The organism is Acinetobacter amyesii (genome assembly GCF_002018365.1).
GTDB classification, from domain to species: Bacteria; Pseudomonadota; Gammaproteobacteria; order Pseudomonadales; family Moraxellaceae; genus Acinetobacter; species Acinetobacter amyesii.
In genome coordinates this window covers 1-15,865 of sequence record NZ_MVKX01000014.1, presented here as the reverse complement: position 1 = coordinate 15,865, position 15,865 = coordinate 1, and the positions used below count along the sequence as shown (strand labels likewise).

The 15,865-nt window shown below is 40.9% G+C and carries 17 protein-coding genes; 4 read left to right on the top strand and 13 right to left on the bottom strand.

Annotated elements, in window-relative coordinates:
• Nucleotides 1-50: 50 nt before the first annotated feature.
• Together dapB and B1202_RS16235 are read left to right on the top strand one after the other, a co-directional pair.
• On the top strand, nucleotides 51-872 hold the full coding sequence (dapB, locus tag B1202_RS16240; protein ID WP_078191635.1) for a 4-hydroxy-tetrahydrodipicolinate reductase: 822 nt from the start codon (nucleotides 51-53) through the stop codon (nucleotides 870-872).
• Between the two features lie 58 nt (nucleotides 873-930).
• On the top strand, nucleotides 931-1,575 hold the full coding sequence (locus B1202_RS16235) for an START domain-containing protein (protein WP_078191634.1): 645 nt from the start codon (nucleotides 931-933) through the stop codon (nucleotides 1,573-1,575).
• A gap of 32 nt (nucleotides 1,576-1,607) precedes the next feature.
• Here B1202_RS16235 and B1202_RS16230 read toward each other — a convergent pair whose 3' ends face one another.
• Entirely contained in the window at nucleotides 1,608-2,036 is a 429-nt protein-coding gene (locus tag B1202_RS16230; RefSeq protein ID WP_228145188.1) for a hypothetical protein, read from the bottom strand.
• 107 nt (nucleotides 2,037-2,143) lie between these two features.
• Between B1202_RS16230 and B1202_RS16225 the strand changes: the two genes are divergently transcribed.
• Nucleotides 2,144-3,580: a PLP-dependent aminotransferase family protein gene (locus B1202_RS16225; RefSeq protein WP_078191633.1), complete on the top strand. Its 1,437-nt coding sequence runs from the start codon at nucleotides 2,144-2,146 to the stop codon at nucleotides 3,578-3,580.
• Between the two features lie 70 nt (nucleotides 3,581-3,650).
• Here the strand turns inward: B1202_RS16225 and ahr are convergent, their stop codons facing one another.
• The 12 genes from ahr to B1202_RS16165 form a co-directional block, all read right to left on the bottom strand.
• Nucleotides 3,651-4,673, bottom strand: a complete 1,023-nt coding sequence (gene ahr / locus B1202_RS16220) for an NADPH-dependent aldehyde reductase Ahr (protein ID WP_078191632.1) — start codon at nucleotides 4,671-4,673, stop codon at nucleotides 3,651-3,653.
• Nucleotides 4,674-4,698: 25 nt separating this feature from the next.
• Nucleotides 4,699-5,268: a DNA-3-methyladenine glycosylase I gene (locus B1202_RS16215; RefSeq protein ID WP_078191631.1), complete on the bottom strand. Its 570-nt coding sequence runs from the start codon at nucleotides 5,266-5,268 to the stop codon at nucleotides 4,699-4,701.
• Between the two features lie 19 nt (nucleotides 5,269-5,287).
• Nucleotides 5,288-5,533 carry a hypothetical protein gene (locus B1202_RS16210; protein WP_078191630.1) on the bottom strand — a complete coding sequence of 82 codons (246 nt, stop codon included), beginning with the start codon at nucleotides 5,531-5,533 and terminating at the stop codon, nucleotides 5,288-5,290.
• Nucleotides 5,534-5,548: 15 nt separating this feature from the next.
• Nucleotides 5,549-6,076 carry a M23 family metallopeptidase gene (locus tag B1202_RS16205; RefSeq protein ID WP_143221638.1) on the bottom strand — a complete coding sequence of 176 codons (528 nt, stop codon included), beginning with the start codon at nucleotides 6,074-6,076 and terminating at the stop codon, nucleotides 5,549-5,551.
• A 67-nt stretch (nucleotides 6,077-6,143) separates the two neighbouring features.
• Nucleotides 6,144-7,190: an A/G-specific adenine glycosylase gene (gene mutY, locus B1202_RS16200; protein WP_078191629.1), complete on the bottom strand. Its 1,047-nt coding sequence runs from the start codon at nucleotides 7,188-7,190 to the stop codon at nucleotides 6,144-6,146.
• Nucleotides 7,191-7,344: 154 nt separating this feature from the next.
• Nucleotides 7,345-7,704: an HIT family protein gene (locus B1202_RS16195; protein WP_078191628.1), complete on the bottom strand. Its 360-nt coding sequence runs from the start codon at nucleotides 7,702-7,704 to the stop codon at nucleotides 7,345-7,347.
• Nucleotides 7,705-7,755: 51 nt separating this feature from the next.
• Nucleotides 7,756-8,496 carry a dienelactone hydrolase family protein gene (locus B1202_RS16190; protein ID WP_078191627.1) on the bottom strand — a complete coding sequence of 247 codons (741 nt, stop codon included), beginning with the start codon at nucleotides 8,494-8,496 and terminating at the stop codon, nucleotides 7,756-7,758.
• 193 nt (nucleotides 8,497-8,689) lie between these two features.
• Complete coding sequence (locus B1202_RS16185; protein ID WP_078191626.1) at nucleotides 8,690-9,382, bottom strand: FKBP-type peptidyl-prolyl cis-trans isomerase; 693 nt, start codon at nucleotides 9,380-9,382, stop codon at nucleotides 8,690-8,692.
• Between the two features lie 54 nt (nucleotides 9,383-9,436).
• Entirely contained in the window at nucleotides 9,437-10,150 is a 714-nt protein-coding gene (locus B1202_RS16180) for an FKBP-type peptidyl-prolyl cis-trans isomerase (RefSeq protein WP_078191625.1), read from the bottom strand.
• A gap of 249 nt (nucleotides 10,151-10,399) precedes the next feature.
• Nucleotides 10,400-12,586: a polysaccharide biosynthesis tyrosine autokinase gene (locus B1202_RS16175; RefSeq protein WP_078191624.1), complete on the bottom strand. Its 2,187-nt coding sequence runs from the start codon at nucleotides 12,584-12,586 to the stop codon at nucleotides 10,400-10,402.
• Between the two features lie 16 nt (nucleotides 12,587-12,602).
• Nucleotides 12,603-13,031, bottom strand: coding sequence for a low molecular weight protein-tyrosine-phosphatase (locus B1202_RS16170; RefSeq protein WP_078191623.1), 429 nt, complete (start codon nucleotides 13,029-13,031; stop codon nucleotides 12,603-12,605).
• Nucleotides 13,031-14,107 carry a polysaccharide biosynthesis/export family protein gene (locus B1202_RS16165; RefSeq protein ID WP_078191622.1) on the bottom strand — a complete coding sequence of 359 codons (1,077 nt, stop codon included), beginning with the start codon at nucleotides 14,105-14,107 and terminating at the stop codon, nucleotides 13,031-13,033. Before B1202_RS16165 ends, B1202_RS16170 begins: the two co-directional genes overlap by 1 nt.
• Before the next feature lie 398 nt (nucleotides 14,108-14,505).
• On the opposite strand from B1202_RS16165, the gene tviB reads away from it, so the two are divergent.
• A complete protein-coding gene (tviB, locus tag B1202_RS16160; RefSeq protein ID WP_078191621.1) occupies nucleotides 14,506-15,783 on the top strand; it encodes a Vi polysaccharide biosynthesis UDP-N-acetylglucosamine C-6 dehydrogenase TviB in 1,278 nt (425 codons plus the stop codon).
• The last annotated feature ends 82 nt before the right edge of the window (nucleotides 15,784-15,865 follow it).

Below are 15,865 nucleotides of genomic sequence, written 5' to 3'. Positions count from 1 at the left end.
GGAGTTTTGATATAGTAAGACCAATTTCGAATCAACATTAGGAAAATGTTATGTCAGCAGCTCCACGTATTGGTATCTTGGGCGCAGGCGGTCGTATGGGACGCATCTTAATTCAGGCGGTTCAGCAAGCTGGTTATCAATTGGCTGCTGCGGTAGAACGTCCTGAAAGTAGCTTGGTCGGTGCGGATGCCGGTGAACTTGCAGGGATTGGCGCGGTTGGCGTAAAGGTTGTCGGTAACCTAGCTGAAGTTTTAAAAGATTGTGATGTCGTAATCGACTTTACTGCACCTGCAGCAACGGCACAGCATCTTCAACTTTGCCGTGAAGCAGGCGTTGCGATTGTCATTGGTACCACAGGTATGAATGATGAGCAAAAAGCATATCTCGATGAAACAGCAACAGAAACCCCTGTGGTCTATGCAGCGAACTATTCTGTCGGTGTAAACGTTTCAATCAAACTTCTTGAATTGGCATCAAAAGTATTTGGCGATACTGTAGATATTGAAGTGATTGAAGCCCATCATCGTCATAAAGTTGATGCACCATCAGGTACAGCGCTAATGTGGGGCGAAGCCATTGCCGGTGCTTTAGGACGTGACTTAAAACAAGATGCTGTGTATTGCCGTGAAGGGCATACGGGTCCACGTGAACGTCAAACCATTGGCTTTCAAACGATTCGTGGTGGTGACATTGTCGGTGAACATACTGCGATGTTTATCGCGGATGGCGAACGTGTTGAAATTACCCATAAAGCAACCAACCGTATGAACTTTGCTTCTGGTGCAGTACGTGCAGCTGCATGGGTAGTCGGTCGTGAAGCACGTAAGTACGATATGAAAGATGTACTGGGTTTTAACGATATTGACGTATAAAAGCGCGTTAAAATCCGTTATAACAACAGCATAAAATTAAAATAAGACGATCAATGGAATGAAAAAAGTCATCTTTATGGCCTGTGCTGTCGCATTCACTGCGGCAGTACAAGCGAAAACTATGGATAATGCCAAACTCACGATTAATAAAAATAATATTAAGGTTTGGACCTACCAAAATGCTCAAAATCCTGTCTTTCAATACAAAGCTGAAACCAGTTTTGATGTGCCCATCGAAAAAGCAGTTTCCCTGATTTTAGATGTGGAAAATGCAGTGAATTGGGTCCCTTATATGGGCAGTGTTAAAGTTTTATCCCGTGATGACCAGAAAGGTGAATTCAGTTTATATATGGTGCTGGATTTTCCTTTTCCCTTAAAAGACCGTGATTTGGTGGTACAAGGCAAAATGCGTAAAGATGCACAAGGCATCATTAGCATCCAAAATAAAGCGGTGAAAAAAGGTTATCCGATCAATCCCAATTATGTACGCCTCACCGACTATGAGGGCGATTGGACCTTCCAACGTTTAGGCAATCAAAAAGTCAAAGTGTCGACCTATGGCTATGCCAATCCGGAAGGCTCCATTCCGCTCAGTTTTGTGAATATGTTCGTGCAGCAACAGCCTTATCAAATGCTACAAAAAATGAAAGTGCAGCTGGGTAAAAGCAAAACTGCAACGGCATTTCCCGAAATTTTAAAATAAGCACCAGTAATGATTCAGTTCAATATGAACGATCAATGACTTTGCATCTCAGGCAGGCGAAATGCAGTCAACTGCTGCATGTGCTGTGTTTCTGGAAGTTCGATGCTGAGTAAGGTCTGTTCTGGAAATTGATGCGGATGTAACTTGATTTGAAATTGCCGCGCGGTCATTTGTTCACATGCAAAGCGAAGTTTGACTTGCTGCGGCATGATATTCATGCCGTTTTCAGATTTGGCTTTATAAATATATAGCTGCTGATGTAACCCGCCGCTAGTGATCGGTTGGATCTGCTCAAGTTCATATTGCGTCAGTTTTTGGGCACTTAAAAAACCTTGAATTAGAGATTTACAGATAAAATTTTGCTGGCTTTGAGCTTGAGTGTGCTGTTCGGGTTGGCACGCCATAAGCGTGAGTGTGCTGAAGATGATTAGACCCGCTCGAAGCTGTGTGAAGTCATTCATGTAATTGTCCCCCTATCGTTATTTTTGAGATATCAACCTGATGCATTCAGCTTAAATCTGTTAACTTAATGGGTACAGATACAAGAATGATTAAAAAAAGGGTACAGATGGCTTTTCAATATCAGCAGCTTGCGCAGCAGTTGGCACAGAAAATTTATAGTGGTGAATTGGCTGCAGGGCAGCGTTTGTATGCGCTGCGTCAATTTTCACAGCAGCATCAGATCAGTTTAAATACCGCGAAACGCTGCTATGAATTACTTGAAGCCAAAGGCCTCATTTATGTCAAAGAAAAGTCTGGTTATTTTGTGCAATCCTCAAAGAAAGCCCAGCAAATTGCCGTGCCGAATCATCCTGATTTTGATTCCCGACCTCGTGAAATTTCGAATTTAGAATTGCAAATTCAGATCCATGAAGCATCTGCAAATAGTCGCCTGATTCATTTGGGTTCAATTCAGTTGTCCCCCAATTTTGTTCCTGTTGAGGCAATCAGACGTTCAATCCAAAGGGCATTAAAGCATTGTAAACCAGAGGATTTTTTATATAACAATCGGCAAGGTCATCCACAATTGCGTGAAGCTTTGTCGGCACATTGGGCTGAAGATGGTTTTTACATGCCTAAGGATGATATTTACATCAGCAATGGTTGTATGCCTGCTTTGTCAGTGATGTTGCAAAATCTGAGTGCGGAAGGGGAGAGTGTCATTGTCCCGACGCCGAACTATAACGGGCAATTGCAATTATTAGCTTTATTAAAGCGGAAAATTGTTGAAATTCCTGCCAATACTGAAGGTTTTGATTTAGATCGTTTAGAGCAGGCAATGCGGGATTCAGGCGCGAAAGTATGCTTATTGACTGCAAATTTTCAAAATCCTTTGGGTTTTTGCTTAAGTAATGAAGATAAGGAACGAATTGCACAACTGGCTGAAAAATATCAATGTTATGTGATTGAAGATGATATTTATGCTGAGTGTAGTTTCAATGCAAAGCGGCCATTGCCTATCAAATACTGGGATCGGGCGGGCTATGTGATCTATTGTGCGTCGATTTCAAAATCTTTATCGCCTTCTTATCGGGTGGGGTGGTTTTGTCTTCCACCACATTTGCAACATTTGCGTCCCAAATTACTTTTGCAAAATGATTCGGTGAATACGCCTTTGCAGTTAGGACTTGCAGATTTGATTTTTAGTCGTGCTTATCGCCAACATCTTGCTGAATTGCGTCCTAAATTAATGGTGCAAGTCGAGCAGTATCGTCAGTATATTTACGATGCTTTTCAAGGGGTTGATATCCGTCTAAATCGGCCTCAAGGCAGTTATGCACTGTGGTTGCAGATGCCTGAACAAATAGACAGTTTGGCGCTGTATTACCATGCGCAAAAACATGGCATCAATATTGTGCCAGGTTTAATTTTTGGTGAGGACAATCGTTATAACAATTGTATTCGCCTAAATGCAGGGCATGAGTTGTCTACAGAAATTCAGCAGGCCATTTTATTGCTTGCAGATTGGGTGCGTAAGGAATGCATAAACTCAAATACCGTCTAATTTTGATGAGTGTATAAAGGACACAAAAAAGCCTGCATGCAGCAGGCTTTTTGGGCTTAGATTTTTACCGTTAAAAATCAGCTTTCAGCACAATTCGATAACGAACATTTCCTGAATGCAAACGTTCAATCGCTTCATTCACCTGAGACATAGGATACATTTCAATTTGTGGAGCAATATTTTGACGTGCAGCGAATCGAAGTAATTCACGCAGTGCTGCAGGTGAGCCTGTTGATGAGCCAGTGACAGATTTAGCACCGCTGATCAACATTCCTGCGGGGATTTGCATCGGCTCAAGTGCTAGGCCGAGCATGTGAACGCTTCCATTCGGTGCCAAAGTCGAAAGATAGGCTTGCCAATCCAACGTCACATTGACCGTGCTTAAAATCAAATTGAATTTCCCACGCTGCGCTTTAATCGCGGCAAGATCACGACTATTCACCACATGGTCAGCCCCCATGGCTTTAAGTTCATCGGTTTTATCTAAGTTTGAACTGAACGCAGTAATTTCACAGCCCCAAGCTTTCAGCAGTTTAATCGCCATATGACCTAAACCACCAATGCCGATCACGGCAACATGATGAATGGCCTGAATTTGGTGCTGTAAGATGGGATCAAATACCGTAATCCCACCGCAGAGCAGAGGGCCAGCACTGGTTGGATCGAGATCATCTGGAAGTGGAATAACCCATTGCCAGCCCGCACGGACTTTGTCGGCAAAGCCACCTGCATGACCGACGATTGTCGCTGTCTTGGTTCCAGTACATTGCACTTGGCGACCATCGATACATGGGTCACAATGTTGACAACTTTCTGCTGTCCAGCCAATGCCCACACGTTGTCCGATTTTCAGTCCTTTGGCTTCGCTGCCGAGTTGGGTAATGGTTCCAATCACTTCATGCCCTGGGACCACAGGATAAACCGAAGATTTCCAATCATTTTGGATAATAGAAATATCTGAGTGACAAAGACCGCAATACTCGACTTTGACTTCAACCTGATGGGCTTGTAATTCACCTGCATCAAATTGATAGGGAACAAGGGCTTCACCACTGTTCATTGCTGCATAGGCGTGGAATGTGTTGTCACTCATTATTCTATCCTTTCTGTTTTTGAGGTCATTCTGCGTGTGTGTATTTAAAGTCACAGTGATTTTCATGATCATTGACCATGCCAATGGCTTGCATCAGAGCATAGCAAGTCGTTGGGCCGACAAATTTAAAACCATGCTTTTTTAATGCGTTGGACATGGCCTGACTTTGGGCAGTTTGTGCAGGGGCGCTGCGATATTCAACTACATCATTATTGGCAATCTGACCTTCGACAAAACTCCAAAGAAATTCCACAGGATGAATCCCTTGGGCTTTTAACTGTTGCCATGCTTTTGCATTATCTCGAATGGCAGTGAGTTTGCCGATATGGCGAATCAAACCTGAATCTTGTAATTTTTCTTGTAATTGTAGGTCACTCAACGCTGCAATTTCGGCAATGGGATATTGAAAAAAATGCTGCTGATAGCAGGCCCGCTTTTTCAGTACAGTAATCCAAGACAGCCCCGCTTGTTGTCCTTCAAGACACAGCATTTCAAAGAGATGCTGCTCATCAAAACTAGGTTTAGCCCACTCAGTGTCGTGGTAGGCAATATATAAAGGATCTTCGGAGCACCAAGCACAGCGTTGTATCGTCATGTTGAATGCTCCTTTTGACTTAAATTTTAAAGACAGTCCATTGATCGTTTTTATTGTCCCAATACAACAGTTCCGCTTGATCGAGATCGGCAAATTGAATCCATACATCTTTACCTGATTTGTCTGCGTAGCCGGTGCTGATGAGTAATGCTTCTTCAGTGATCTCCATGATCCAGCCCTGATAAGACTGTCCATTGAGGCTGATTTTTTGTTGATTACCAGATTCTGCAAATTCCACCAGACGATTGATCAACGCTTCTGACATGTATGTTTCCTAAAATTAACGTAAATACGGATAGGGGTTAACAGCATTGCGACCTTTACCACCCAAGTAAATGCCATAATGCAAATGTGGTGCAGTATGTCGAGCATTGCCAGTATTACCTACATAGCCAATGACATCACCTTTTTTGACATAGTCGCCGACGTTTAAGCCGCGTTTATGACCATCAAGATGCGCATAATAATGCCAAGAACCTGCAGGCCCCATAATCCATATCACTTTACCACCCAAATTGTTATTACGTAAGTCAGCAACTAAACCTTCTGTAGCACTGAGGACTTTTGTTCCACGTGGAACCATAATATCAATGCCTTCGTGGCTTCGTCCTTGGCTACGCGCTGCGCCCCAAGTATCCTTGAGCGCACTTCGTTTGACTTGATGAACAGGAACAGGCAATTGATTGGATAAACGCATGCTTTGTAATTTTTTCACTTCATGAGCAGGCAATGTACTGCCTGATGGTTTGGGTGGAGTCGACGTACAGGCGCTGAGTAAAAGCAAAATAAAACCAATACCGCCGAACAACCCTTTGCGAAGCTGAAAAAATCCTTGAATCACATTTGTCCCTATACAATTGATGAGCAGTTCAAAACTATGGCATAGAATGGCTTTCGAGTTCTAGCGTAGAAATGAGTTTTTTCATGGCGGTTGGAATACCGAGTGCAGTGGCTTGTATCGGGGTATACCACTGTGCGTTGCATTCAATGGCTAAATGCTCTTTTTGATCGGCGGCAACGCTAAACACTGTAGCCTCTAAAAGCCAAGTGAAGTGGGTAAAGCTATGTGATATTTGCACTTGAGTGGTGGTAGGTTTCAGACCAAGCTGCTGAGTGTGGGATTGAAACTCATGGGGTTGATCAAAAATAGGTAAACACCACAGACCACCCCATAGCCCGCTATTCGGACGTTGTATCCACAGCCATTCTCCTGCAGATTGAATCAGCATGACTTGAGCCTCTCTCACTGGAACAGGCTTTTTAGGCTTTTTATAAGGTAATTCAGTTTCTAAACCCTGAGCATGTGCTTTGCAGTGCTGTTGCATGGGACAATATAAACAGAGTGGTTTTTTCGGCGTGCATACCGTTGCACCAAGATCCATAATCGCTTGGGTATAATCGTGGTTACGTTCAGTGGGGCAGAGCTCTGTCGCCAGTTGCCACATGGCCCGTTCATGTATAGGTTTCGATAAATCATCTTCTATAGCAAAGAAACGAGACAATACTCGCTTGACGTTGCCGTCCATAATCACGCCATATTGTCTTAAACCTAAAGACATCAGCGCACCCGCGGTAGACGGGCCGATGCCCGGTAGTTCCATCCACTGCTCAAGATTGCTTGGAAAATGTCCCTGACGTGCAACAATTCCTGCGGCTTTGTGTAAGTTCCGAGCCCGTGCATAGTAGCCTAGGCCAGCCCAATAGGGCGCCACATCATCCCAAGATGCATAGCCTAAATCTTCAACAGTCGGAAATCGTTGAATAAATCGATCAAAATATTGTAAGACGGTTTTGACTTGGGTTTGTTGTAGCATAATTTCTGAAACCCATACTTTGTAAGGGTCATCCTTCACTTGCCACGGTAAGTCATGACGACCATGGACATCAAACCAATCGAGAAGGGCATCAGAAAAGTTAAACATGTAATACAGTCAAAATTGAAAAAACTGGCCTAGTATACATCTTTCAATAGTCATTCTTTTTGTTCAAAATGAATCTGTATATCAGGGGAAATGCAAAAATAGCGGCTATCAAAAAAGGAGCCGAAGCTCCTTAGTGAGTGTAAATTTTGAAAGCTTAGCTTTTAAAACCCCAGCGGGTATCAAGCGCCAATGTTTGGTTTTCATAACGTGGAATAATATGAATATGCACATGTTCAGTGGCTTCGCCAAAAACTTGTCCATCATTAAATCCAATATGAAAGCCAGTGGGTTGATAGCGTAAATTTAATTCATTACGCGCTTGTTCAAGTAAGGACATTAAACTTTTACGTTCTTTATCAGTAATTTCAAAAAATGAACCAACATGACGTAGCGGGACAATGACAGCATGCCCTTTAGACAGGGTATGTGGTTCAGGAAGTACAACACCAAAATCATTTTTTGCAATCACGTCATATTCGTCAAAATTGCAATATGGACAATTGAGTTCTGTCATTGTGCTCTCCTCATTTTTATAAATTAAATATTGGTATTGGTTCTTATGGCTTTAAGAACCAAGCTGGCGTGCTAACAAGGCATACATGGCTGCTAAGCTTTGCTGTTCTGCAGCAGCGTTATAAGCTAAATCTACGCCGTTGGCTTTGGCACGCTCATCCGCCATCGGGTTGCTAAAGCCATGTTTTGCACCTTCAAAAATATTGATTTGATACTTAACTTGGGCAGCATCCATCTCATTTCTAAAGGTTGCAACATCATCTAAGCTCACCATCGAGTCGAGCTCACCATGTTGCACTAAAATCTCTGCTTGGACTTGTCCAGTTTGTGCAGGAGTCGCTGTAGCAAGTGTTGCATGGAAGGTCACCACAGCTTTTAATGCAGCACCTGAACGAGCTAAATCCAGCACGACTTTTCCGCCATAGCAAAAGCCTATAGCTGCGAGTTTATCTGCATTTACTTCTTTTTGCTGTGCCAAAGTGTTTAATGCAGCAGACGCGCGGGTCACAATGGTGTTGGCATGATCAAAAGTCTGCATCATCCATTCATAAGCTTGCTTGGCATCAGTGGTGACTTTTTTGTCACCATACATATCCAAAGCGAAAGCAGCATAGCCTTGTTCTGCCAATTCGCGCGCACGTTGTTCGGTATATTCATTGCGTCCCCACCATTCAGGGGCAACTAACACACCTGCGACCGCAGTGTCTGACTCTGGTGCGGCAAAATAGCCAAAAAGTTGAGTTCCATCAGCTGCTGTATATTGAATTTCGCGAGTCTTAATTTTAACGGTCATGGTCAAATCCTTATGTGCGGCTACGCAGTTGATGAAGATATAAGATAAAGGGAAATGAGTTTTTGTGAAATAAATATAAGATATCAATGTGAATTTTAAGTCAAATCAATCAAAAAAATTGTAAAAGAAAATAATGGAACGATGAAATATTAAGGAGCACCGAGATTTGTCGATGCACCTGAAGGGAGTATTGTTATTTCGGGAGAACTTCAATGAGCTCTACATCAAAAATCAGTGTGCTGTTTGGCTCAATGACATCTGCTGAACCAATTTGACCATAGCCTAAATTTGCAGGAATGAAGAAGCGATATGTTGCACCTTCTTTCATCAACTGTAGACCTTCTGTCCAACCTTGAATCACTTGGCTCACCTGGAACATCGCAGGTTGGTTGCGTGCAATTGAACTATCAAAAACAGTGCCATCAATTAAGCGACCTTCATAGTGAACTTTCACTGTTGAATTGGCTTTGGGTGATTTACCTTTACCGGCTTGAATGACTTGATACTGCAGGCCAGATTTCGTGACCTGAATGCCCGGTTTTTTTGCATTTTCAGCAAGAAAAGCTGCACCAATGGTGGCATTTGCATCCGCTTTTTGTTTCAGTTCAATCAGTTGTTTCGCTTCGGTTTGCTTTTTATATTGGGTTAAGGCACGGGTCATTTCTTCATCTGTTAGTGACGAAGCTTGACCTTTAGATGCTGCCTTTAAACCTGCAACAAATGCATCAATATCTAAGTCCTTAATGGATTCAGCATTACTGCGTCCCATTAAATAACCAAAACTATAACCGACTTGTTCTGCAGCACTACTTTTATTACTGACATCTTTGGCAAATACAGTGCTTGAGCAGAGTGCCAAACACAAAATACTGATCTGTAATTTCATGACCGAGTCTCAAAATAAAGCAGGAGAGCGAAAAGCTCTCCTGTACCGGTTTTATTATTTAACTTCAATGAGTTCTACATCAAAAATTAAAGTACTGTTCGGTGGAATCGTTCCTGGAACACCTTGAGCACCATACCCTAGGTTTGAAGGAATATACAAAGTGGCTTTGCCACCTTCCTTCATTAACTGTAGACCTTCAGTCCAACCTGGAATCACTTGATTCAGTGGGAATTCAATTGGCTCGCCGCGCTGTACTGAACTATCAAATACAGTGCCATCCACTAACTTACCTGTGTAGTGAACTTTAACAACTGATGTGGCTTGCGGTTGTTTACCTGTACCTTCTTTCGTTGTTAGGTACTGTAAACCAGAAGCAGTGGTTTTAACCCCAGCTTTACTTTTGTTTTCTGTTAAGAAATTATCGCTGCTACTTTGTGCTTGCTTATTGCTTTCGAGCTGCTTATTTTGCATTTCTTGCTGGAACTCAGCATATGCTTTTTGTAATTCTTCTTCAGTATATGCAGGTTTTGCACGAGCATGGCCTGCACGAACACCAGTGACAAAGCTATCAATATCTAATTCTGGAGGCGTTTGATGGGCAACTTCATAACCAAGTGCATAACTGATTTTAGCGACAGCAGAAGCATTTGCAGCTGGTTGAGTTGATGTTGCTGATTGCGTAGCAGGTGTTTTAGTTGCATAGTAAACAGGAACAAGTGCGGCACCGCCGAGTAATACAGCGACAGCGATAGGTAGGGCCTTACTCATATATTTTCCCACAATTATTTTATATGTAAAAAGTTGCTGAAATTCTAGCAGACTTTTCCTGTTCAGCGCTTACCTATCTCTATGATCAGGTAAGGTGCAGGAAAGATCATCATAGTCATGTTCTTATTTTTATACTATAACGGTATGAATATATAAAACATTTTTTATACAGAATGATGCATGCAACATAAATTTCGCAAATAAAAAAAGCCACCGTATTCGGTGGCTTTTTTGTTGAATAGGCTTGAATCAGTCTTGGTCTTTTGAGGCTTTATAACCATAAGAATAGTTATAGCCATAACCATAACCAGCTGAGCTACGTTGAATGTCGTTTAGAATAATACCATTGACCTTCACACCCACTTGTTCAAAGCGGTTCACGGTTAACTCTAATTCTTTCAACTGAGTTTTCGCATAACGAGCAATCACCAGATTCACGCCAGCAAATTGCGAAATAATGATACCGTCTGTCACCGCAAGTACAGGAGGGGTATCAATGATCACATGATCGAACATCGGTGAAATCAAATCTAAGAATTCTTTAAATTTACCAGAACTTAAAAGCTCAGATGGGTTAGAAGGGCTCTTACCGCGAGTAATCACACTTAAATTTGGAATTTCAGTGGTTTTAATGATGCTGTCTAGATCACGCTGACCATTTAAATACTCAGAAAGGCCTGGTTGGTTATCATGATTGAAGTATTTGTTTAAATAACCACGACGTAAATCGGCATCAATAATTAAAACGCGTTTATCACTTTGCGCAAGAATCGTAGCTAAGTTGGTTGAAATAAATGATTTACCGACTTCTGGTGCAGGACCTGAAATCATGATCAGGTTATTTTTTGCAGATGTCAGTGCAAAGTGAATGGCAGTACGCATACTGCGCAGGCTTTCAATTGCAATATCATCGCTATTTTTAACTGCAAGAACTGGAATTGTTTTCTTCTTCTTCAAGAGTTTAATACGGCTTTCTTGAACAGGTGAACGTGGCACAGTGGCATAAACAGGAAGATCCAGATTGTTTTCAATTTCTGAAGAATCTTTAATTCCTGAGCGAAGCATGTTACGTAGTAGTGCAAGTAATGTACCGAGGAAACCACCGAGGAAAATTGAAAGTATCAAGATTTGTAGTTTTTTCGGCGCAATCGGTTTAATCGGCTCTACAGCAGTATCCACAATACGGACATTGCCAATTTCACCAGCTTTGGCAATACGTAATTGTTGATAAGAGTTAAGTAGAGCAGTGTACAGTTGTTGCTTGACTTCAACTTCACGATAGAGTTGTAAATAACGACGCTGTAAATCTGGTAATTTTTTTAAGGTGGTATTGAGTTCACCAATTTTGCTGTTAATTGCACCCAATTGAGCATTCATTTGCTGCATTACAGGATGTTCACTAGTGTACTTCGCAGAAGCTTCAGCAACTTTTTGCTCTAATTCAGCTTTTTGAGTTTCAAGAGTGACGCTTTGAGTTAAATATAGTTCAGATTCTTTGGTTACATCGACGGTATTAAACTCTTGACGGAATTTGTTAAATTCACGTTCTGCGACATCAAGTTGTTGTTTCAGTTCGGGGAGTTGTTCATCCAAAAATTTTAAAGTTTGTGCACTTTCAGCAGAGCGTCGTTCAATATTTTGATGACTGTAGGCTGCTAAAATGGCATTTAGAACTTTTGTAATATGTTCTTTATCTTGGCCTTGATAGTTAAGGCCAAGCACGCCCGTCATTTTACCTTTTTCAGCAACAGAATAATTTGCCAAAATACTGTCAACTGCGGCAGGAAGAGACTGCTTTTGAATTAAATAGTGATCTTTGAATTGATCTTTACTATAAATTGAGATTTCCCAAAGGCCTTCTGCAGTACGTAAAGAATTTTTTTGGTTCAATGGTGCTGTTAAAATTGTTTGCTCAGTCTGAAGATCAATTAAAGAAAATTTATTTTCTTGAAACTGTAGGCCAAGATCCTTGTCGCGATAGAGTGCGGGGATATCAAATTGGCGGATTTCAAAACTTTTTTCATTATCTTTGAAAACCACAGATTTATTTTTATATTCGGTGGCATATTCATGAGCTGAGATTAATCGGTCAGTAAAGGAATTTTCAGTACCCGAAATTTTTAGATCGAGATGTAAATTTTGAATCACGGTACCTAGAACTAAACGCGATTTAAGAATCTCAATTTCTGCTTGGGCGGGTTGTTTTTGATCAATCATATTAGACAGATCACCTAACAAAGCAGCTGAAGCCCCTTTACTTTCTTCAACTTGTACTAAAGCATTGACTGCATAAGTATCTGGTGTTGCTCTTAAATAAAGTAAGGCACAAACGAGGCTTAAAATCACACATAGAGCAATTAACTTCCACTGTGCAATCAGAGAGAAAAATAATTCTTTTAAATCAATTGTATCTTCTGTATTGGTATTTTGGCTCATAATCGTACATCAAAAGTTAAATTTGTTTAGTCCAATCTGCAACGCAAGATTGGATCAGTTCTGAGGTCTGGTCAAAAAAGGCTTGATCGTGCTGGTATGGGTCAGGCACATTTTTACCTTGCCAATGTCCTAAACGAAAGGTCTTTCCCTTTGCAAATGGCCACGTTTGTTCAATATGCTTTTGTTGATTTGAACTCATGACTAAAATTAAATCTGATTTTTTGATCAGTTCAGCATTCAATTTTTGGGCAATATGTCCACTCATATCGATGCCAATTTTTTGCATACAGTATTGAGCTTTTTCATCTGCTGCATGTCCAATCATCCCTGCGATTCCCGCTGAATAAATATTCAGGTCGGGATGATCCTTTTTCAGAAGATATTCTGCCATAGGACTTCGGCAAATATTACCTACACAGACCACCAGAATATTTTTAAATAACATTATTGACCCATTCTGTCGATGTTATAGATCATATTTGAGAAAGGAATTACCTGATTGATCACACGCTGCCAACGAGCTAAACCAGATGCATCAACGTATACAATATCGTTGCTACGCATTTTGAACTGGTTTGCGAGCCCAAAGTCACCAATACTGGTTAAATCTAAATGGTAAATTTCAGTCATCGGGCTGTTCATATCGCTACGCACTACGTAGATTTTACCTCGACTTGCGGAAAGCGAATTTACCCCTAAGCTCTCTCCGAGGACATCACTTAAGCTCATGCCTTGATCACGCATTGGAAGGGATTGATTTTTACCAGATTCACCCATCACATATATTTTCTGATTTTCGCGTGAATTGACATAAATCGTATCATTAGGTTGGATGAGCAGATTATGTAGTGAATAGCCTGCTTTTTCTAACTGGATGCTATTTAAGTTGTAAGTTTGTCCTTGGCGTACCAGGGTAATAGACGTATTGTCACCAAATTGCGTATTCACGCCACCAGCAAGACCAAGTGCAGTATATACGCTGGTAGGTTGGTCGGTTAAATTAAACTGACCACCTTTCATCACGTTACCTTGAACCGAAAAACGTTGTCCTTGGTAGGAAAGTACGCGAACAATCACATCTGGGGTTTTTAAGTAACGAGCAAGTTGGCTGCGTAATTCCTGATTGACTTGTGTCAGCGATTTTCCTGCAGCTTTATATCGGCCAATAATTGGAAATTGGATATAGCCACTTTGATCAATTTGATAGCCATTAGAAATAATGGCATCTTGATTGTTAATTGTATTTGTGGGTGGTGTAATTTCAGGGTATGCCCATAAATAAATAGATAAAATATCACCTGAGTTTAGACGATAACTTTTTTGTTGTTGATTGAATAGATGGGCAAAATTTTGCTGATTTACTTGGGCGGGTTGAACAGCAACTAAATTTTCTTGAGTTAGTTTAATAACATTGACTGTCGAGCCTAAATCAGTCTGAAATGTGCCTTCTTTAGGAAGGTCATAGGTTTGTAAGCCTGAAGTAATGGCACAACCCGTCATACTTAGACTCAAAGCTAACATACAGCTATAACGATAGTAACTCACTCGAATACAAATCCTATTTATAAAATTTTTGAATCATTAAAATGCGGGTTTAAGTACCCAAATTACTCATTTTAGAATGTTAAGTTTATACTATTCACCTTGTAGAATATAGCTTTACATTTGTTTTAAATCGTAAGTTTAATCAAGACTTGCATGTATGAATATCTTTTAAAGATCTTGTTGTTAGTTGATTTTTTTTAAATGAGTAATGTTTGTTTTATAGGGGGAATTGTTTAATCCTATAAATATTCTTGATTAAAATTACAGTCGTCATAGAACATCATTACACAATCGAAATTTGATTTTCTGATATAATTTAACGCTATTTACAACATAACGATGATTGATAGTTCATCGATGACATAGGCTTCAGTATGTTACAACTCTCCGAATTAAAAATTGCCATAATCGGATTAGGTTATGTCGGTTTACCGCTAGCTGTTGAGTTTGGAAAAAAAGTTCCCGTGGTGGGCTTTGATATTCATCAGAAGCGTATTGATGAATTACGTAGCGGACGTGATCATACTTTAGAAGTCTCTCCTGAAGAGTTAGCACAGTCGGCTCAGTTAAGTTACAGCGCAAATTTAGAAGACTTAAATGACTGTAATTTTTTTATTGTTACTGTTCCAACCCCGATTGATGAATATAAACAGCCAGATTTAACCCCATTGGTAAAAGCTTCAGAAAGCATTGCAAAAGTGTTGAAAAAAGGTGACGTGGTTGTCTATGAATCAACGGTTTATCCTGGTGCGACTGAAGAAGTCTGTATTCCTGTTTTAGAGAAGAACTCAGGTTTAACATTCAATCAAGATTTTTATGCAGGTTATAGCCCTGAGCGTATTAACCCAGGCGATAAACTGCACCGTGTGACGAATATTTTAAAAATCACCTCGGGTTCTACGCCTGAAGTCGCTGATTATGTTGATGCAGTTTATAACCTGATTATTGAAGCAGGCACACACAAAGCAGCCAGCATTAAAGTTGCAGAAGCAGCCAAGGTGATTGAAAACACCCAGCGTGATGTGAATATTGCCTTAATTAATGAATTGGCTTTAATTTTTAATAAAATGGGTATTGATACCGAAGCGGTATTGCAAGCGGCAGGTACTAAGTGGAACTTCTTACCGTTCCGCCCTGGTTTGGTTGGCGGTCACTGTATTGGCGTTGACCCGTACTATTTAACCCATAAAGCACAAGCGATTGGCTACAACCCTGAAATTATTTTAGCGGGTCGCCGTTTAAATGATGGTATGGGCGCTTATGTGGTCACTCAGTTGGTGAAAGCCATGCTGAAAAAACGCATTCAAGTAGAAGATGCCAAAGTCTTAATTTTAGGTTTAAGCTTTAAAGAAAATTGCCCTGATATCCGTAATACCCGCATCATTGATATTGTGAAAGAACTGCAAGAATATCATGTCAATGTTGATGTATATGATCCTTGGGTGGATGCTGCTGAAGCTGTGCATGAATATGGGATTCAGCCTGTACAAGCGCCTGCACAAGGTGAATATGATGCTGTGATTTTGGCAGTCGCGCATGAGCAATTTAAAGACATGGGCGTAGATGCCATCCGTGCTTTGGGTAAAGCTGATCATGTGCTGTATGACTTGAAATACGTGCTATCTCAAGCCGAATCTGATCTTCGTTTATAAGTGAGCCATACCAAAATGAATCAATATCAACAGGTATGTGAAAACCTTAAAACAGCGCCTAAAACATGGCTGGTAACAGGTG